This is a genomic window from Micromonospora sp. NPDC049102, assembly GCF_043197485.1.
In the GTDB taxonomy this organism is placed as follows: domain Bacteria; phylum Actinomycetota; class Actinomycetes; order Mycobacteriales; family Micromonosporaceae; genus Micromonospora.
In genome coordinates, this window is record NZ_JBICTE010000019.1 from 31,723 (window position 1) to 50,111 (window position 18,389).

Sequence of the window (18,389 nt, forward strand, 5' to 3'; positions counted from 1 at the left end):
CCATCCGACCTCCGACCACCCCGCAACCGTGGAGATGCCATGGCACTGTTCGACCTGCCCGAAGACCGTCTGCGCAGCTACCGGCCCGCTGTCGCGGAGCCGGAAGACTTCGACAGCTTCTGGACCGCGACACTCCAGGACGCGCGCGCCCATCAGCTGAATCTCACCGTCACGCCTGTCGACAACGGCCTCGCACTGATCGACACCCTTGACGTCACCTTCGCCGGCTACGACGGCAACCCGGTCAAGGCCTGGCTGCACCTGCCCGTCACCCGCAGCGGTCCACTGCCCGCCGTGGTGGAGTACGTCGGATACGGCGGAGGCCGCGGCCTGCCGCATGAGAGACCTCTGTGGGCCATGGCCGGGTACGCCCACTTCATCATGGACACCCGAGGTCAGGGCGCGAAGGGCCCCAGGGGGGACACACCCGATCCCGACCCCACTGGTGACCCCGCGATCGCGGGCTTCACCACCCGAGGCATCGCCAGTCCGGACACCTACTACTACCGCCGGGTCTTCACCGACGGGGTCCGTGCCATCGACGCCGTACGGGAGCTGTCCGAGGTGGACCCGAGCAGAGTGGCCGTCACCGGAACCAGCCAGGGCGGGGGAATCGCCACCGCCGTGGCCGGCCTCGCGTCAGGTCTTGTGGCCGCCATGCCCGACGTTCCGTTCCTCGCCGACTTTTCCCGTGCGTTGACCATCACCGACGCCTCGCCGTACGCCGAGATCACCAGCTATCTCAAGGTCCGCCGAGACGAACGGGACCAGGTGATGCGGACGCTCTCGTACTTCGACACGGTCAACCACGCCAAGCGGGCCAGCGCCTCGGCGCTGTACTCCGTCGGGCTGATGGACCAGGCCTGCCCGCCCTCGACCGTGTTCGCCTCGTACAACCACTACGCGGGACCGAAGGAGATCCGCGTCTACCCGTTCAACGGCCACGAGGGGGGCCAGGCTTTCCACGAGATCGAGAAGCTGAGGTTTGCCGCCAAGCCACTCAGCGGGTGAGCGGGGCACAGCCGACCCGGCGGTGACCGTCGGGTGCCCGGGTCATTCGACGCCGGCCCGCCATCGGGAATCCGGTGGCGGGGCGGACCACCCGTTGCGAGACTCGGTCCGGTGCACGAGCTGGACCGCTTCCGAGCCGCCGTACACCTGTGGGCGGCCGGCGGTCCCGCCGCGGCGACGGCCGCCGCCGAGGCCCGGGAGTCGGCGGCCGGCCTGCGCAGCGTCGTCCTCGTCGAGGGGGTCAGCGACCAGCGCGCGGTCGAGGCCCTGGCGGAACGACGGCAGCGCGATCTTGGCGGCGAAGGTGTCTGCGTGGTGCCGCTCGGCGGTGCGATGAGCGTCGGTCGGTACCTGCGGCTGCTCGGACCGCAGGGCCTCGCCGTTCCGGTACGCGGGCTGTGCGACGAGGCCGAGGAGAGTTTCTTCCGCCGTGGACTGGAGCAGGCCGGCCTCGGCACCGCTTCGGACCGGCCGGCGCTGGAGGCGCTCGGCTTCGGTGTGTGCGTGGCCGACCTAAAGGAGGAATTGATCCGCGCGCTCGGCAGCACCCTCTACGACGCGACCGGTCGGGCCGTGACCAGCTACCAGGCTCACGCCGAGCCGGGCACGCCCGACGGCGCGCTCTGGTGGGAGCCCGAGTGGTCGGTGCCGGCGCTGTCGAAGACCATCTACGACAACGCGTCCCGCGTCACCGACCAGGTCTTCTTCGGCACCGACGGGGTCACCAACCTCGTCGAGAAGTGGCGTACCAGAACCGACTACCTCGGTGACGCCACGAAGGTGACCCCGCCGACGGGTGGCACGGTCACCACCACCAAGACCGATGTCCAGGGCCGGGCCGTCGAGCTGCGGCAGCAGACCGACCGGACCCAGGTCACGCCGGACCGAGCAGGAGCGGCAGATCCTGGAGTACGTGGCCGAAGGGCTGACCAAAATGGGCCTGGAACGCCGCAGCCAAGCGGCGGTCCAGGCAACCCGCCTGCTCGGCAAGACCCCTGAGCCAACCCGCTTCCCGCGATCTTGCACATTCTGCGCCGACAAAATCGACCTTGCCGCTCATATCGTCAACCGGAACTGCAAGATCGGGGAGAGTCGACTCGCCGGTCAGTCGCGCAGCGGCACTGCCACGGCGCAGCTCGGTGCCGTGTGGGTCGGCGGGGCGGATCGTGATTATGCCGTTGACGCGTACGGCCGCGGTCGCGCGGCGTGTTGCCCCTTGATCGTGGGGTCTCGGTGGCGGCGCGCAGGGGCCAGAGGTCCCGTCGTCCGGGCCGGCCGGCCGGCCCGGACGACGGCCGACCGTCTCAGCGTTCCCGGACCACGGCGACCGGACAGCCGGCGTGCTGGATGACCTGCTGGCTGACCGAGCCGAGCAGCATCCCGGCCAACCCACCCCGGCCCCGGCTGCCGACCACCACCAACTGGGCGGACCGGCTCGCCTCGATCAGCGTCGCCGCTGGGGCGCCCCCGACGGGGTCGACCGTGAGGTCCAGTTCGGGGAACGTCCGTCGCCACGGTTCCACCGCCTCCTCGACGGCCGCCCGCTCGTCGGGTTTTCCGGCCGCCCCATTCGGGCCGGGCGTCCAGGCGTGCAGCACCCGCAGCGGTACCCGTCGCTGGGCGGCCCGTTCGGCGGCGAAGCCGAGCGCCACCAGTGACGGCTCCGAACCGTCCACGCCGACCGTCACCGGGTCGGCCGGGCCGTGTGCCGGGCCGTCGCGGACGATGACGACGGGACAGCGCGCGTGGGCGGTGACCGCCACCGCCGTCGATCCGGCCAGCAGCCCGCCGAACCCGCCGTGGCCCCGGCTGCCGAGCACCAGCATCCCGGCCTCGGCCGAGCGTTCCTGCAGTACCAGGGCGGGGGGCCCGTCGTACACCTGGCCGGTGACCGTCAGGCCGGGATGCGCGGCGGCGGCGTCCGCGGCGGCCTTGCGCACCAGGTCGTCGGCCTGACGGCGGGCGGTGTCGTCCGGCCAGATGCCGGGTGCCACGCCTGGGCCGACCCAACTGGCCACGGTCAGCCATTCGAAGACGTACGCCAGCCGCACCGGCTGGCCGCTGTGCTCGGCCTCGTCCAGCGCCCAGTCCAGGGCCACCGACGCGTCGGTCGAGCCGTCGTAGCCGACCAGGATCTCCGCGTCCCGCACGTCGTCCTCCTTCAGGGGTTGGTCGGGTCGGTCTCGCGGACCCACCGCCACTCGGCGACCTGCGGGTCGTCCTCGCCGTACCGGCGGGTGTAGTCGCGGGCCGCCTGCCGGGCGTCGACCATCCGCTGGCGCAGGTGCGCGGCGCGTGCGCCGAGCCCGGGCACCCGGTCGATGACGTCGATGACCAGGTGGAACCGGTCCAGGTCGTTGAGCATCACCATGTCGAACGGTGTGGTGGTGGTGCCCTCCTCCTTGTAGCCGCGTACGTGCAGGTTGTCGTGGTTCGAGCGGCGGTAGGTCAGGCGGTGGATCAGCCACGGGTAGCCGTGGTAGGCGAAGATGACCGGTCGGTCCGCGGTGAAGATGGTGTCGAACTCGTTGTCGGGCAGGCCGTGCGGGTGTTCGGTGTCGGGTTGCAGGCGCATCAGGTCGACGACGTTGACCAGCCGCACCCTCAGCTCCGGCAGGTGTTCGCGCAGCAGGTCGGCGGCGGCCAGGGTCTCCAGGGTGGGTACGTCGCCGCAGCAGGCGAGGACGACGTCGGGCTCGCTCTCGTCGTCGTTGCTGGCCCACTCCCAGATGCCGAGGCCTCGGCGGGTGTGCTGGATCGCCTCCTCGACGGTGAGCCAGTTCGGCGCCGGCTGCTTCCCGGCCACGACCACGTTGATGTAGTGCCGGCTGCGCAGGCAGTGGTCCATGGTGGCCAGCAGGGTGTTGGCGTCCGGCGGCAGGTAGACGCGTACCACCTCGGCCTTCTTGTTGACCACGTGGTCGATGAAGCCGGGGTCCTGGTGGGAGAAGCCGTTGTGGTCCTGGCGCCAGACGTGGCTGGACAGCAGGTAGTTCAGCGAGGCGATCGGCTGTCGCCAGGGAATGGCTCTGGTCACCTTGAGCCACTTGGCGTGTTGGTTGAGCATCGAGTCGACGATGTGGATGAACGCCTCGTAGCTCGTGAACACGCCGTGCCGGCCAGTCAGCAGGTACCCCTCCAGCCAGCCCTGGCACAGATGCTCGGACAGCACCTCCATGACCCGGCCGTCGGGGGAGAGGTGGTCGTCGCCGGGGACCGTGGCGGCCATCCAGGCGCGGTCGGTCACCTCGAAGGCGGCACCCAACCGGTTGGACGCGACCTCGTCCGGGCCGAACAGCCGGAACGTCTGCGGGTTGGCCGCGATCACGTCGCGGATCCACGGCCCGAGCACCCCTGTCGCACCGGCCATCGGCTGACCCGGCTCGGGGACGTCCACGCCGTAGTCGCGGAAGTCGGGCAGGGCCAGGTCGCGCAGCACCATTCCGCCGTTGGTCACCGGATTGGCGCTCATCCGCCGGTCGCCGCGCGGCGGCAGCGTGCGCAGTTCGTCGACCGGCGCGCCGGTGGCGTCGAACAGCTCCTCCGGCCGGTAGCTGCGCAGCCAACGCTCCAGTTCGGCGAGGTGCGCCGGGTTGTCGCGTACGCCGGAGAGGGGCACCTGGTGGGCGCGGTAGGTGCCCTCCACCTCGGTGCCGTCGACCTCACGCGGGCCCGTCCAGCCCTTCGGCGTCCGCAAGATGATCACCGGCCAGCGGGGACGCTCGACGACGCCGCCGGAGCGGGCCCGGCGTTGGATCGCCGCGATGTCGTCCATCGCCCGGTCCATGGTGGCCGCGAGGGCGCGGTGCACCACGCCCGGGTCGTCACCGGCGACCACGTAGGGCTCGTAACCCGATCCCCGCATGAGGTCGAGCAGGTCCGCCTCGGGTATCCGGGCCAGCACGGTCGGGTTGGCGATCTTGTAGCCGTTGAGGTGCAGGATGGGCAGCACCGCACCGTCGCGCGCCGGGTTGAGGAAGACGTTGGAGAGCCAGCTGCCGGCCAGCGGGCCGGTCTCCGCCTCACCGTCGCCCACCACGCAGGCGACCACGAGATCCGGGTGGTCGAACGCGGCGCCGTAGGCGTGGCTCAGGGCGTACCCCAGCTCGCCGCCCTCGTGGATCGAACCCGGCACGTCCGCCGCGACGTGGCTGGGGATGCCGCCGGGGAACGAGAACTGCCGGAACAGCCGGGACATCCCGGCCTCGTCGCGTGCGACGTCGTGGTAGCGCTCCGACCAGGTGCCCTCCAGCCACGTGTTGGCCACGATCGCCGGGCCGCCGTGCCCGGGACCGGTGACCAGCATGGCGTTCAGGTCGCGGGCGACGATCACCCGGTTCAGGTGGGCGTAGATCAGGTTGAGCCCGGGACTGGTGCCCCAGTGCCCGAGCAGCCGGGGTTTGATGTCGCCGAGGGTCAGCGGCTCGCGCAGCAGAGGGTTGTCCAGCAGGTAGATCTGCCCGACGGTGAGGTAGTTCGCGGCGCGCCAGTAGGCGTCCAGTCGGCGCAGCTCGTCGTCGGTGAGCGCGCGCTGCACGTCGAGAGCGGTGTCCATGATGCTGCCTCTCGCGGGTAGGGGGTGGGTGTCCGGAGTCCAGCCTCGCCGTTGCGGACGCGGCCGGTCAGGGTCGTTGGTCCCGGGTCGGGCGGGCGGCGGGCCCGGTGAGCGGCATCTCGGCGAGACCGCGTACGACGACCACCGGGGCGGGGGAGTGGTAGAGCAGGGACTGGGCGACCGCGCCGAGCATGGCGCGTCCCGGTTCGTCGCCGCGGGCGGCGACCAGCGCCACCTGGGCCGACCGTGAGGTGTCGATGAGGACCTGGGCGGGGTCGCCCCGCACGACCCGGCACTCGGTGGGCACCCCGGTGTTCCGGTCGATGTGGCGGGCCAGCGCCTCGCCGAGCTGCTCGGCGAGCGCGTCGGTGTCCTCGTCGTTCTCCACCACCCGCAGGGCCACGAGGCGCGCTTCGCGTTTGGCGGCACACTCCACGGCCCACCGTAGGGCGAGGTGGGAGCTGGGCGAGCCGTCCACCCCGGCCAGGACCGGGCCCTGCGGCGGCGGTTCGCGGCGGACCACCAGAAGCGGGCAGTCGGCCCGCGCGGCCAACTGCACGGCGGGCGTATCCGCCGGGACGCACTGACCACTGCCGGCCATTCCGCTGTCGCCGACCGCCAGCAGGAAGGCCGTCTCGGAGCGGCGGATGAGGGTGGGCAGCATGGCGCTCTCGACGATCTCGGCGCGCACGGTCAGACCCGGTTCGACCTGGTGGGCGAGCTGGGCCGCACGGGTGATCAGACTCTCGGCCGCGTCGCGGGGCGCGGCGACGCTCTCCGCCGCGAAGGCCGCGTGCCAGTCGAAGGTGTGCACCAGGTGCAGGGGCCGACCGTGACCGGCGGCCTCCTGGGCGGCCTGCTCGACGACCGGGAGGTCACCGTCCGAGCCGAGGCCCACCAGCACCTCCGCGCCGGCCGATGCCGCCATCCGATACCACCTCCCGGGCGTCGCGCCCGGCACGACCGCGCTGTTCCTCCACCGAGGGTAGTCGCGTGGTCGCGGTGCGCGGGTCCGATCGGCCCGGGCCGCCGAAGGGTCCAACCCTCATGGAGTACGCGGACCCGAGGAGTTCTGTCAACAAATGTTGACAGCAGTGGCGTTGTCAACGTATGTTGACGACATGAGTCAGGCGACGGAACTCGCGGCGGCAGCCGGCAGCACCGACCCCCGGGTCGGGCTGCGTGCCGTCCGCGCGCTGCGCCGGCTGCTCGAGCGACTCGAGGTGGTCCAGGTGGACAACGCCCGTCGACAGGGCTGGTCCTGGCAGGAGATCGCCGACGCGCTCGAGGTCAGCCGGCAGGCGGTGCACAAGAAACACGCTGGGCGACCAGCGGTCAACCAATCCTGGGAGGCGTGATGTTCGAACGGTTCACCGACCGGGCGCGAGGCGTGGTCCGGCGGGCACTCGAGGAGGCGCGGGCCGAGGGCCGGCGGCCGATCGGCACCGAACACCTGCTGCTCGCCCTGCTCAGCGACGAGGACGGCCTCGCCGGCCGCGTGCTGGCCGACGCCGGGGTACGCGCCGACGACCTGCGCGAGCGGGTCCGCCGGCACACCACGGGCGGGGGCGCCGGCCTCGGCGACGCGGACGCGGCGGCGCTGCGGGAGATCGGCATCGACCTGGCCGCGATCGTGGCCCGCATCGAGCAGTCCTTCGGCCCCGACGCGCTGCGCGAGGCGGTACCGGCGCCCCGCCGTCGCTGGGGGCGTCGCCGCTACCTGGGCGGGCCGTTCTCGCCCCGGTCGAAGAAGGCCCTGGAGCTGTCGCTGCGCGAGGCGCTGCGGCTGCGCCACAAGCACATCGGCACCGAGCACATCCTGCTCGGGGTGCTGCGCGAGGGTCAGGGGCTGGGCGCGCTGGTGCTCACCGAGGCGGGGGTCGACCTCGACGATCTGCGCCGCCGGGTGGAGACCGCGCTGCGAACGGCGGCATGACGGTCGCGTACGCGTTGAAACCTGTCTGTGGCACTTCCGACGCCGGCGGCTCGCCGGGTCGCTGACGGCGGCCCGGTGCTGCACACTGACGCCGTGGATGCTGGACAGGACAGGCGCCCCTCGGGTGGCGACGGCGGGCTGCGCTCGGCAGTGGTGGTCAACCCGGCGAAGGTCGCCGATCTCGACGAGCTGCGCCGCACCGTGAACGACGCTCTGGCCGCCGCCGGGTGGCCCGAGCCGCAGTGGTTCGAGACGACCGTCGACGACCCGGGCCGGGGCCAGACCGAGCAGGCCGTCAAGGCCGGCGTCGACGTGGTCTTCGCCTGCGGCGGCGACGGCACCGTGATGTCCTGCGTCAGCGCGCTCGTCGGCACCGACGTGGCCCTCGCCGTGCTGCCGCAGGGCACCGGCAACCTGCTCGCCGCCAACCTCGGTCTCTCCACCGACCTCGCGGCGGGGCTCCAGGTCGCCGTCGAACGCGGTCGGCGGCTGCTCGACGTCGGCGCGGTGGAGGACCAGTACTTCACCGTGATGGCCGGCATGGGCTTCGACGCCAAGATGCTCGAGGCCACCAACGAGACCGCCAAGGCCCGCATCGGCTGGCCGGCGTACGTCGTGGGTGCCGTGAAGCACCTGCGCGACCGGCCGATGCGGGTGCAGATCCGCATCGACGACCGTCCGCCGGTGCGTCGCCGGGTGCGATCGGTGCTGATCGCCAACGTCGGCCGGCTGCAGGGCGGCGTACACCTGCTCACCGAGGCCGAGCCGGACGACGGCTGGCTCGACGTCGCCGTCCTCACCCCGCGTAACCTGCGCCACTGGCTCGCGCTCGGCTGGGCCGTGGTCCGCCGCAGCGGCCAGGTGCCGCAGATGGAGGTCTTCCGCGGCCGGACGGTGGTGGTCACCAGCAACCGCCCGCAGCCGCGGGAGCTCGACGGTGACCTCATCGCCACCGGTCGGGAGCTACGTGCCGAGATCCGGCCGCAGGCGTTGTGGCTCTGCGTCCCGCAGCCCGAGGACCACCCCGACCTGGCCGTGGACGCGCAGGGCGCCGGAGAGCGGGGCGAGCAGCTGATCGAGGAAGCGCGCCGTGAGTAGCACCCGTATCGTTCCAGAGACCCGGATGATGGCCGACGAGGAGCTGTCGGCCGACGACGCCTGGCGCACACTGCGCCGCAAGGGCGGCTGGCACCTGCTGCGCGACGCGTTCATCCGGTTCCGCTACGGCGACGGGTTCAGCCACTCCCGCGCGTTCGCGTTGCAGCTCTGCCTCGCCGTCGTGCCGTTCCTCATCGCGCTGACCGGTCTGATCAGCGAGCTGGGCGTCGAGGAGGGCGGCCGGGTCGTCGCCGACACCGTGCTGGCCCTCACCCCCGGCCAGAGCGCCGAGGTCGTCGGCGAACTGCTCGGCGAGGGCGAACGCGTCGAGGACGCGGGGGAGTTGGCCCTCACCCTCGGTCTGCTCACCGGCCTGGTCGCGCTGACCACCACGATGGCCCAGATCGAGCGCGGGGCCAACCGCATCTACGGCGTCGAGCGGGACCGCCCGGCCCTGTGGAAATACCTGCGGGCGGCCGTCCTGGCGGTCACCGCCGGTCTGCCCGCGCTGGCCGGCTTCCTGATCCTCGTCGGCGGCGGGGCGATGGGCGACTCGGTACGCGAGCACTACGAGTGGGGTGAGCTGGCCAACGTCGTCTGGAACGTGATCCGGTTCCCGTTGAGCCTCGGCCTGACCGTGCTCGCCGTGGCGGTGCTGTTCCGGCACGCGCCGCGTCGCAACCAACCGGGGCTGTCCTGGCTGTTCTTCGGAGCGGGCATCGCCACGGCCCTGTGGTGGCTGGCCAGCCTACTGCTCGCCGCGTACGTCAAGTTCAGCGACGGCTTCGGCCAGACCTACGGCGCGTTGACCGGCATGATGGCGCTGCTGCTCTGGGCCAACCTGACCGGTATGGCGCTCTTCGGCGGGCTGGCCTTCGCCGCTCAGTTGGAGGCGCTGCGCATCGGCGTGCAGGAGCCGGCGCGGCCCGACCTGTGGGAACCCGAGGCCGACCGGGCCGAGCTGTTCGACACCGGGGACATGTCGGCGCTCTGAGCGCGTTCGGGTGTACGTCGCACGCGGATCGGGTACCTCGCCTCGCCAGGTACGACAAGGGAGGTGCGGGGTGACCGCGGTCAAAGAGGTGGCTCGGCGTCCGATCGGTCACTTCGCCGAACGGAGCATCGCCGGGCTGGTCGCCGTCATCGGCGCCGGTGCGGCGTTCGGATTGTTGCTGTTGCTCGTCCGGGTGCGGTGGAGCCCGTTGCAGGACGCCGACCACGCGGTCGCCGAGTGGTTCAACTCGCTCGTCGCCCCACACCACGCGCTGGTCACCGTGCTCCAGGCGGTGACCGACCTGGGCGGCCGGCCGATCCTCATCTGGCTGGTCGCGATCCCCGCGATCGGTCTGCTGATCCGGCGGCAGCCCCGGCTGGCCGTCTACCTGATCGTCACGGGCGTGGGCGGGCTGATCCTCGACCCGTCGCTCAAGACGCTCGTCGGTCGGCTGCGCCCGGTGGTGGACGTCCCGGTCGCCAGCGCTCCCGGCAACAGCTTCCCGAGCGGGCACGCGCTCGGCTCGATCGTCGCGTACGGGGCGCTGCTGCTGGTGTTCCTGCCGGCGATGGCACCCCGCTGGCGCAAGCCCGCGATCGTCGGTGTCAGCGCGCTGGTGGTCCTGATCGGGCTGACCCGGATCGCGCTGGGCGTGCACTTCGTCTCCGACGTGCTGGCGGCCTGGCTGCTCGGGGCCGCCTGGCTGGGCGTCACCGCGTACGCCTTCCGGCTGTGGCGGCGTGAGCGCGGCAAGCCGGTGCCGCCGCTGACCGAGGGCCTGGAGCCGGAGGCGGGGCACGACATCGCCATCGCCCCGGCCGAGGAGCGCGTGCTGGCCCACCCCCGCTCGGCGGTGGCCGAACTGCTGGTCGGCTGGGTGCTCGTGTTCGGCGCGCTGTACGGCTTCGGCACGTACGTCAGCTTCCACGCCAAGGGCACCTTCTTCGACACCCTGGACACGGAGGTGCCCCGCTGGTTCGCCGACCGGCACACCGACGTGTTGACCGATGTGAGCTGGTGGTGGAGCAAGTTCGGTGACACCCACGCCATCCTGCTCATCTCGCTGGTGTTCTGCCCGCTGGTGCTCGCGGTGTGGCGGCGGTGGCGGCCCGTGCTGTTCGTGGTGCTGGCGATGGTCGGTGAGCTGACCCTGTTCCTCGCCGCGGCGCGGGCGGTCGACCGGCCCCGCCCGCCGGTGGAGAACCTGGACGGGCAGATGCCCACCTCCTCGTTCCCGTCCGGGCACATCGCGGCGACGATCTGCGTCTGGCTGGCGATCACCCTCATCGTGTTCCCGCGTACCGACCGCTGGTGGCGGTGGATCTTCGTGGCGCTGGCCGTGATCATGCCGGCCGGGGTGGCCACCTCCCGGATGTACCGGGGGATGCACCACCCGACCGACTTCATGGGCGCGATCCTGCTCTCCGCGCTCTGGATCGGCCTGCTCTACCTCGTGATCCGCCCCAACGCCGACCTGGCGGAGGGCAACCAACCGGCCATCGAGTCGGAGGACGTGGACACCCTCGACGACGAGCTGGCCCGCGCCGGCCGACCCGACTGAGGTACCGCGATGCTGCGGGTGATGACCTGGAACATCCGCACCGGCGGACGGGATCGTGGCGGCCCCGACCGGCTGGACCGGGTGGTCCAGGTCGTCGACCAGCAGATGCCGGACGTGCTGGCCCTACAGGAGCTGCGCGGCTTCGACCAGGCCGGGCTGATGGCCAGCGTGGCGGATCGGGTCGGGATGACACCCCACCTGGCCCGGTCCTGCTTCGGGCAGCCGGTGGCGGTCCTGGTCCGGCCGCCGTACCGGGTCGTCGGCGCGGGGACGCTGCGTCGGCCGTTCCACCACGCCGCCGCCCGCGTCGTGGTGTCCACCTCTGCCGGGCCGCTCACCGTGCTCGCCACCCACCTCTGGCCGTACTCCGGGGGACGCCGACGGATGGAGGTCGACTGGCTGGTCGCTGCCCTGCGCCGCGCCCCCGGGCCGTTGACGCTGCTCGCCGGTGACCTCAACTCGCTCGATCCGACTGTCGACCACGCCGCTCGTCTCGCCGGCCTGCCCGCCCTCTACCGGAAACGGCACCTGCGCAGACGCGGTGACGCCGTGGACACCCGGGCGGTCGCCCGGCTGCTCGCCGCCGACCTGGTCGACCTGTGGCCGTCCGCCAACGCCGGCGCGCCGGAGGCCGCAGGCCTGACCGTCCCCACCCGCTTCGGGGGCGCGGAGTTCGCGGGGATGCGGCTGGACTACCTGTTCGGCAGCCGTGCGGTGGCCGAGCGGGCGCGGGACTGCCGGGTGATCCGTGACGCGGCCACGGACACCGCCTCCGACCACTATCCACTCCTGGTCACCCTCGATCTGTGACCAGAAGGGGCACTCGGCGAATGGCGCCGCCGGGCTACCGTGCGCACAGTGACCGACCGCCCCGCCATCCGCTCGTCGCTGCCCGGGCCGCCGGCCGAGCCGCCGGAGACGCTTGCGGGCCGAGGCCCGGCGGCCGGGCGCACGACCGAGCCGGCCGCCGTCGAGTTCCCGCTCGTCGCGGCCCTCGCGCGCGGTGTCGCGCTGGTCCTGGTGCTGCCGGTACGCCTGCTCTGGGAGTTGTTCGCGGCTGCCGGTCGGCTGGTGCACCGGCACCGGCACCTGCTCAGCCCGGCGGGACGATTCCTGCGCGACTGGCTGGTGGCCCCGCTGGTCTGGGCCCTGCACCGACTGCTGTGGCGTCCGCTGCTCTGGTGCGCCCACCACCTGCTGTGGCGTCCGCCGCGCTGGATGGCCCGCAATCTCGTGTGGTGGCTCGTCGTCCGGTTCGTCCGGCTGGTCGTCGCCGCGCTGGTGGGGGCGTGGCGGGCCGCCGGCTGGCTGCTGCGGTGGGTCTACCGACTGCTGCTGCCCCCGGTCGGGCCCGGGCTGCGCTGGCTGTGGCGGCACACCGTCCGTCCACTGCTGTCGGGCATCCGCTGGGTCCTGTCGGTGACTGTGGTGCCGGTGGCGCGCGGCCTGCGATCGGTCTGGCGGGCCACCGTCACGCCGGCGGCCCGCTGGACCCGCCGCGCGGTGCTCGACCCGGCCCGGGTGGTCTCCCGCGAGGTGCTCGGCGCACTGGGGCTGCGCCGCTGACCACGGCTCACAACACCAGGTTGATCAGGATGGTCAGCACCACCGAGGCCACGATCGAGAAGAGGATCATCAGGAGGCAGCCGAGGCCACCACCGAGCGGGCGGATCTCCGTGTTACCGAAGCGCATGCGGTTCACCTGTTCGTGAGTGCGGGTTGCGGGCTGAGCAGATGGCGGATCGCCTCCGCGACGGCCGTCGGCGCGGTGGTGACCACGTTGTGCGCCGCACCCGGTACGACTGCGTGGTCGCCGTCGGGCACGAGCCGGGCCGCCTGCTCACGCCACCGCGCCGGTACGACCGGGTCACGACCCCCGGTCACCACGAGCGTCGGCGCGGCGATCCGCACGAGGTCGGCCTCGATCGCGTTGCGCACGGAGTGCGACAGGGTCGCGAAGACCCGCCAGGGCCGGGCGTCCCAGATGTCCCGGACCAGGATCGGCGCCTGCAACGGGGCCTCGCGCATGGTGTCCACCAGCCACCTGCCGAGCAGGGCTCGTCGGGACCGGGCCACCGGGTCGCTGGTCGGCCCGGCCAGGACCAGCGCGCGTACCGCCTCCGGGTGGGTCGCCGCGAGCGCGGCAGCGACCTCCGCGCCGAACGAGTGGCCCACCAGGCAGACCGGCGGCAGTCGGTACGCGGCCAGCCAGGCGGCCAGGTGGTCGGCGTGCCGGACCACGTCGTACGCGCCCCGGGGGTGTTCGGTCAGACCGAAGCCGGGCAGGTCCGGCACGTACACCGGGTGGGTGGCGGCGAGCGCGACGGCCAGCGGGGTGAGATAACGGTGCGAGACGGCCAGGCCGTGCACCAGCACCACGGGCGGCGCCCCGGTGCCCGGATCGGCACCGCGGCGCGTGTGGGTGCGCAGTCCGTCGACGAGCCGCCAGTCGCTGGTGAGACCGGCGGCCGGCCGGGGAGCGGCCAGGGCGAGCCGCAGCTCGGCCACCCCGAACCGGCCGGACGCCGTCAACCTCACAGCTCTCGGAGCCGGGGCAACAGCTGATCCTGCGCCCAGTCCAGGAACATCGGCTGGTTCTCCCCGCCGACCTGGATGATCGCCACGTGTGTGAAGCCGGCGTCGACGAACTTGCGGAACGCCTCGACGTGCGCTTCCACGTCCGGGCCGCAGGAGATGCCCTCGGCGACGTCCTCCTCCCGGACGAACTGGGTGGCGGCGGCGACGGACTCCGGCCCCGGCAGTTCGGCGTTGACCTTCCAGCCCATGCCGAACCAGCGGAACTGGTCGTGCACGATCTTGCGGCACTCGGCCTCGTCCGGGCCGTAGCAGATCGCCACCTGCCCGTAGCGGGGCTGACCGGCGCCGCCGGCGTCGTCGTACATCTCGATGATGTGCCGGTCGGGCTCGGTGGAGACGAGGCCGTTGCCGTACTCGGCGGCGAGCGTGGCCGACTGCCGGCCGGAGGCGGCGATCGCCATCGGGACGGGCCGCTCGGGGCGGTCCCAGACGTAGGCGTCGGGGACGTCGAAATGGTTGCCGGAGAAGGTCAACGTCTCGCCGTTGAGGAGCGGGCGGATGATCTGCAACGCCTCCTCGAACATCTCGTGGCGCTGCTGCACGTGGGGCCAACCGCCGACCACGTGCTCGTTGAGGTTCTCCCCGGCGCCCAGGCCGAGGGTGAACCGCCCGTCCGAGAGCGCTCCGATGGTGCTGGCCTTCTGGGCGACCACGGCCGGGTGGTAACGGCGGATCGGGCAGGTCACGAAGGACATCAGCTCCGCGCGGGAGGTGGCGTGCGCCACCGCGCCGAGCACGGACCAGGCGTACGGGGAGTGGCCCTGGGAGTCCAGCCACGGGTAGTAGTGGTCAGAGATCACCAATTGGTCGAAGCCGGCTGCCTCGGCCCGCACCGCGTGGTCCACGAGTTGCTTCGGACCGGCCTGCTCGCACATCAGGGTGTAGCCGACGCTCACCATCCCGGTATCTCCTTCTCGCTGACGGTTCGTCCCGGGATACCCAGGTCAGCAACGGTCAACCCTCCCGTCCCGTTCTCCTCGGGTGATGCTTGACGGATGCTCCGGACCCGCCTACGGTCCTCTTAACCGGTTAAGACCCTCGGTGTGGCGCACATCCTGTGGTGGGGATGACCGCCCCGTGACGGCCTGCGTTCGCGCGGGCCGTCACGGCTGTCCGCCCCTTCGAGGCGTCTACTGAACCGGTTGCGAGGACCGATCCATCGCCCTAGGCTGATGCGCGCCGCCGGGAGCCGGGCGGCGGCTGCCGGGCTGCAGCCGCCTTCCCCTGTCGCATCCCCACCCCTGCCGGGCATCGGGGGTCCTCCCTGAGGAAGGCCATGAAGACTCGACTCTCCGCCGTCGGCGCCGCGCTGCTCGCGCTGCTCCTCGCCGTGCTGGCGTTCGGCCAACCGGCGCATGCCGCAGCCGGCTTCTCCGTCGCGGGCGGCAAGCTGTACGACGCCAACGGCGCCGAATTCGTCATGCGCGGCGTCAACCACGCGCACACCTGGTACCCGCAGCAGACCAGTTCGTTCGCCGACGTCAAGGCGCTCGGCGCGAACACCGTGCGGGTGGTGCTCGCCAGCGGTGACCGCTGGACCCGTAACACCAACGCCGACGTCGCCAACGTCATCTCACTGTGCAGGGCCAACCGGTTGATCTGTGTGCTGGAGGTCCACGACACCACTGGGTACGGCGAGCAGAGCGGCGCGATCACCCTGGACCGTGCCGTCGACTACTGGCTCAGCCTCAAGGACGTGCTGGTCGGCCAGGAGCGGTACGTCATCGTGAACGTCGGCAACGAGCCGTACGGCAACCAGAACTACGCCTCGTGGGCCACCGACAGCGCCAACGCGATCAAGCGGCTGCGGGCCGGCGGCCTGACCCACACGATCATGGTGGACGCCCCGAACTGGGGCCAGGACTGGTCGTTCACGATGCGCGACAACGCCGCGTCGGTCTTCGCCGCCGATCCAGCCCGCAACACGCTCTTCTCCATCCACATGTACGGCGTCTTCGACACCGCTGCCGAGATCACCGACTACCTGGGCCGATTCCGTACGGCGGGGCTGCCCATCGTGGTCGGTGAGTTCGGCTTCAACCACTCCGACGGCGACCCGGACGAGGACACCATCCTCGCGTACAGCCAGGCCAACGGGATCGGTTGGCTCGGTTGGTCGTGGAGCGGCAACGGCGGTGGCGTCGAGTATCTCGACATGGCCAGCGCGTTCAACCCGGCCAGCCTGACCAACTGGGGGCAGCGGGTCTTCAACGGCGTCAACGGCATCCGGCAGACCTCCCGCGAGGCCACCGTCTTCGGCGGCACCCCACCTCCGACCACCCCACCTCCGACCACCCCACCTCCGACCACCCCACCGCCGACGACGCAGCCGCCCGTCGGTGGCTGCACGGCGACCCACACCGTCACCAACCAGTGGCAGGGCGGCTTCCAGGCAGAGGTACGCGTGACCGCCGGCGCGTCGGCGATCACCGGGTGGACCACCCGGTGGACCCTCGCCAACGGCCAGAGCGTCACGCAGTCCTGGAACGCGACGGTGACCAGCGGCGGCTCCACGGTGACCGCGCGGAACGTCGACTACAACGGCCGACTGGCCGCCGGCGCGAGCGCCAGCTTCGGCTTCCTCGGCGCGTGGACCGTAACCAACCCGACACCGCAGGTGAGCTGCACCGCGAGCTGAGCACGTCAGGCGACCGACGCCAGGTGGCCGGGTCCGTACCGGACCCGGCCATCGCGTCCGATCAGTGCTGCTCGCCGGTCAGGTTCACGATGACCACGCCGGCGATGATCAGGGCGATGCCCACGAGCTTGACCAGCCCGACCGACTCGCCCAGGAACACCGCGCCGATCGCCACGATGGCCGCGGTGCCCAGACCCGACCAGAGGGCGTACGCGACACCGACCGGTATCTCCTTGACCGCCTGGGCGAGCAGGAGGAACGCCAGCGCGTAGCCGGTGAGGCAGCCCAGTGTCGGCCAGATGCGGCTGAACCCGGCGGTGCTCTTGATCAGGCTGGTGGCGACCACCTCGGCGAGAATGGCGATTCCCAGCAACACGTACGCCATCAGTCCTCGCCGTCCTCGGTGGTCGGTGACACCGTCGGTGCCAGGCTAACGCCGCGGTGAACCGGTCGGCTTCAGGGCGCGTCGAGCCGGTGCGCCGCCTCGGTGGGTGCTGGTCCGCCCCGGGGCTCGGCGGCGAGGCGGGCGGCACGCATGGTGAGGTAACGCTGTTCGGGAAGGCTGCTGGTGCGGCCGGCGGCGTCCCGGTAGTCCGCGACTGCCCGCTCCCGGTCGCCGGCCATCTCGTGCAGGTGCGCGCGGACGGCGGGCAGCCGATGGTGTCCGACCAGTCGGGGATCGTCGGCCAACGCGTCGAGGGCGCTCAGGCCGGCTGCGGGTCCGTGTGCCATGGCGATCGCGACGGCCCGGTTGAGCGCCACCACCGGCGTGCCGGCCAGCCGATCGAGCACGTCGTACAGCGCCAGGATCTGGGGCCAGTCGGTCGCCTCGGTGCTGGGGGCCTCGTCGTGCAGCGGCGATGGCGGCCTGCACCTGGTAGGGGCCGACCGGGCCGCGCGGCAGCGCCCGCGTGACCAGTGCGATGCCTTCGGCGACGGCCGCCGCGTCCCAGCGGCCGCGGTCCTGTTCGGCCAGCGAGATCAGCTCACCGGAGAACCCGGTCCGCGCCGGACTGCGGGCCGCGGTGAGCAGTAGCAACGCGAGCAGTCCGGTGGTCTCGCTGTCGTCGGGCAGGTACGAGTGCAGCGCCCGGGTCAGCCGGATCGCCTCGGGCACCAGGAACGCGCGGGCGATCTCGGCCGTACTCAGTCCGCCGACCGCGCGCAGGGTCAACGCGACCGCCGAGGCGGGAGCGAGTGCCGGGTGGCAGCAGAGGAAGAGCAGGACCAGGCCGTCGTCCCGCTCGGCGGTCAACTCCTCGTCCGGGGCCGGCGCGTACCGCCGGCCGTCCGGGTCCTGGCGGGTGACCAGGTCCTCGCGGCGACGCCGGGCCTGCTCCCCGCGGATCAGTTCGATCATCCGGCGGTAGCCGACCTGGATCAGCCAGCCGCGTGGGTTGGTCGGCAGCCCGTCGGCCGGCCACTGGGTGACGGCGGCGAGCAGCGCCTCCTGTACGGCGTCCTCGGCGGTGGCGAAGTCGCCGAACCGGCGGGCGAGCACGCCGAGGACCTGCGGCGCCAACTCGCGCAGCAGGTCCTCGGTGCGAAGGTCGGTGGGCAGCGCTCAGAGCTCCTGCGACGGGGCGGACATCACCGGGTGCACCTCGATCGGCATGTTCAGCGGCCGACCGCCGGGGCCGGGCGCGGTGGAGATGTGCGCGGCCAGCTCCACCGCCCGCTGCGGGCTGTCGACGTCGACGATCCAGTAGCCGGCGAGGAACTCCTTCGTCTCGGCGAACGGCCCCTCGGTGACGACCGGCGCGCCGCCCTCGCCGGCGCGTACGATCCGCGCCTGCTGCGGGCCGCCGAGGCCCTGCGCGTCGACCCACTCGCCGGCGGCGGTGAGTTTCTCGTTGACCTCACCCATGAACGCGACGTGCGCGCGGACCTCGTCCTGGGTCCAGGTGTCGATGCCCGGGAAGTCGGTCCCGCTGGCGCTGAACTGCATCAACAGCATGTACTTCATCGTCTCGCTCCTCACCGCTGCGCACCATCGTC

General features: G+C 72.1%; 16 protein-coding genes and 4 pseudogenes. 12 read left to right on the top strand and 8 right to left on the bottom strand.

Translation table 11 applies throughout. From position 1 onward, the window contains the following. Nucleotides 1-39 precede the first annotated feature (39 nt). The 4 genes and pseudogenes from ACGFH9_RS18960 to ACGFH9_RS18975 form a co-directional block, all read left to right on the top strand. Complete coding sequence (locus ACGFH9_RS18960) at nucleotides 40-1,011, top strand: acetylxylan esterase (RefSeq protein WP_393220811.1); 972 nt, start codon at nucleotides 40-42, stop codon at nucleotides 1,009-1,011. A 111-nt stretch (nucleotides 1,012-1,122) separates the two neighbouring features. Beyond that, a pseudogene (locus ACGFH9_RS18965) lies at nucleotides 1,123-1,404 on the top strand (TOPRIM nucleotidyl transferase/hydrolase domain-containing protein); the annotation flags it as partial. A 138-nt stretch (nucleotides 1,405-1,542) separates the two neighbouring features. Further along, a pseudogene (locus ACGFH9_RS18970) lies at nucleotides 1,543-1,911 on the top strand (hypothetical protein); the annotation flags it as partial. Further along, nucleotides 1,895-2,002 (top strand): annotated as a pseudogene (locus ACGFH9_RS18975) (DNA-binding response regulator); the annotation flags it as partial. The pseudogenes ACGFH9_RS18970 and ACGFH9_RS18975, both read left to right, overlap by 17 nt. A gap of 313 nt (nucleotides 2,003-2,315) precedes the next feature. On the opposite strand, the gene ACGFH9_RS18980 reads toward ACGFH9_RS18975, so the two are convergent. The 3 genes from ACGFH9_RS18980 to ACGFH9_RS18990 form a co-directional block, all read right to left on the bottom strand. Then, complete coding sequence (locus ACGFH9_RS18980) at nucleotides 2,316-3,161, bottom strand: universal stress protein (RefSeq protein WP_393220814.1); 846 nt, start codon at nucleotides 3,159-3,161, stop codon at nucleotides 2,316-2,318. An 11-nt stretch (nucleotides 3,162-3,172) separates the two neighbouring features. Continuing rightward, nucleotides 3,173-5,566: a phosphoketolase gene (locus ACGFH9_RS18985; RefSeq protein WP_393220816.1), complete on the bottom strand. Its 2,394-nt coding sequence runs from the start codon at nucleotides 5,564-5,566 to the stop codon at nucleotides 3,173-3,175. Between the two features lie 67 nt (nucleotides 5,567-5,633). Further along, on the bottom strand, nucleotides 5,634-6,494 hold the full coding sequence (locus ACGFH9_RS18990) for a universal stress protein (RefSeq protein ID WP_393220819.1): 861 nt from the start codon (nucleotides 6,492-6,494) through the stop codon (nucleotides 5,634-5,636). Between the two features lie 193 nt (nucleotides 6,495-6,687). Here ACGFH9_RS18990 and ACGFH9_RS18995 point away from each other — a divergent pair, with 193 nt between their 5' ends. From ACGFH9_RS18995 to ACGFH9_RS19025, 7 genes are all read left to right on the top strand, one after another. Then, nucleotides 6,688-6,924 (top strand): HTH domain-containing protein, encoded by a 237-nt coding sequence (locus tag ACGFH9_RS18995; protein WP_074318164.1) that lies wholly within the window; start codon nucleotides 6,688-6,690, stop codon nucleotides 6,922-6,924. Further along, complete coding sequence (locus ACGFH9_RS19000; RefSeq protein WP_393220822.1) at nucleotides 6,924-7,502, top strand: Clp protease N-terminal domain-containing protein; 579 nt, start codon at nucleotides 6,924-6,926, stop codon at nucleotides 7,500-7,502. The genes ACGFH9_RS18995 and ACGFH9_RS19000 overlap by 1 nt, the downstream gene beginning before the upstream one ends. Nucleotides 7,503-7,595: 93 nt before the next feature. Then, nucleotides 7,596-8,600, top strand: coding sequence for a diacylglycerol/lipid kinase family protein (locus tag ACGFH9_RS19005; protein ID WP_393220824.1), 1,005 nt, complete (start codon nucleotides 7,596-7,598; stop codon nucleotides 8,598-8,600). Beyond that, nucleotides 8,593-9,594, top strand: a complete 1,002-nt coding sequence (locus ACGFH9_RS19010) for a YihY/virulence factor BrkB family protein (protein ID WP_393220826.1) — start codon at nucleotides 8,593-8,595, stop codon at nucleotides 9,592-9,594. The genes ACGFH9_RS19005 and ACGFH9_RS19010 overlap by 8 nt, the downstream gene beginning before the upstream one ends. 70 nt (nucleotides 9,595-9,664) lie before the next feature. Further along, complete coding sequence (locus tag ACGFH9_RS19015) at nucleotides 9,665-11,155, top strand: phosphatase PAP2 family protein (protein ID WP_393220829.1); 1,491 nt, start codon at nucleotides 9,665-9,667, stop codon at nucleotides 11,153-11,155. A 9-nt stretch (nucleotides 11,156-11,164) separates the two neighbouring features. Next, nucleotides 11,165-11,965 carry an endonuclease/exonuclease/phosphatase family protein gene (locus ACGFH9_RS19020; RefSeq protein WP_393220831.1) on the top strand — a complete coding sequence of 267 codons (801 nt, stop codon included), beginning with the start codon at nucleotides 11,165-11,167 and terminating at the stop codon, nucleotides 11,963-11,965. 48 nt (nucleotides 11,966-12,013) lie between these two features. After that, nucleotides 12,014-12,721: a hypothetical protein gene (locus ACGFH9_RS19025; protein ID WP_393220833.1), complete on the top strand. Its 708-nt coding sequence runs from the start codon at nucleotides 12,014-12,016 to the stop codon at nucleotides 12,719-12,721. 132 nt (nucleotides 12,722-12,853) lie between these two features. Here the strand turns inward: ACGFH9_RS19025 and ACGFH9_RS19030 are convergent, their stop codons facing one another. Both ACGFH9_RS19030 and ACGFH9_RS19035 read right to left on the bottom strand, forming a co-directional pair. Beyond that, entirely contained in the window at nucleotides 12,854-13,693 is an 840-nt protein-coding gene (locus ACGFH9_RS19030) for an alpha/beta fold hydrolase (RefSeq protein ID WP_393220835.1), read from the bottom strand. Beyond that, complete coding sequence (locus tag ACGFH9_RS19035; RefSeq protein ID WP_393220838.1) at nucleotides 13,690-14,652, bottom strand: TIGR03557 family F420-dependent LLM class oxidoreductase; 963 nt, start codon at nucleotides 14,650-14,652, stop codon at nucleotides 13,690-13,692. Before ACGFH9_RS19035 ends, ACGFH9_RS19030 begins: the two co-directional genes overlap by 4 nt. Nucleotides 14,653-15,029: 377 nt before the next feature. Between ACGFH9_RS19035 and ACGFH9_RS19040 the strand changes: the two genes are divergently transcribed. Then, on the top strand, nucleotides 15,030-16,391 hold the full coding sequence (locus ACGFH9_RS19040; RefSeq protein WP_393220841.1) for a cellulase family glycosylhydrolase: 1,362 nt from the start codon (nucleotides 15,030-15,032) through the stop codon (nucleotides 16,389-16,391). A 61-nt stretch (nucleotides 16,392-16,452) separates the two neighbouring features. Here the strand turns inward: ACGFH9_RS19040 and ACGFH9_RS19045 are convergent, their stop codons facing one another. The 3 genes and pseudogenes from ACGFH9_RS19045 to ACGFH9_RS19055 all read right to left on the bottom strand — a co-directional run bounded on the left by ACGFH9_RS19045 (nucleotide 16,453) and on the right by ACGFH9_RS19055 (nucleotide 18,357). Beyond that, a complete protein-coding gene (locus tag ACGFH9_RS19045; protein WP_393220844.1) occupies nucleotides 16,453-16,776 on the bottom strand; it encodes a DMT family transporter in 324 nt (107 codons plus the stop codon). A gap of 71 nt (nucleotides 16,777-16,847) precedes the next feature. Beyond that, nucleotides 16,848-17,952, bottom strand: a pseudogene (locus tag ACGFH9_RS19050) (RNA polymerase sigma factor). 3 nt (nucleotides 17,953-17,955) lie between these two features. After that, nucleotides 17,956-18,357 carry a YciI family protein gene (locus ACGFH9_RS19055; protein ID WP_355233779.1) on the bottom strand — a complete coding sequence of 134 codons (402 nt, stop codon included), beginning with the start codon at nucleotides 18,355-18,357 and terminating at the stop codon, nucleotides 17,956-17,958. Nucleotides 18,358-18,389: the final 32 nt, after the last annotated feature.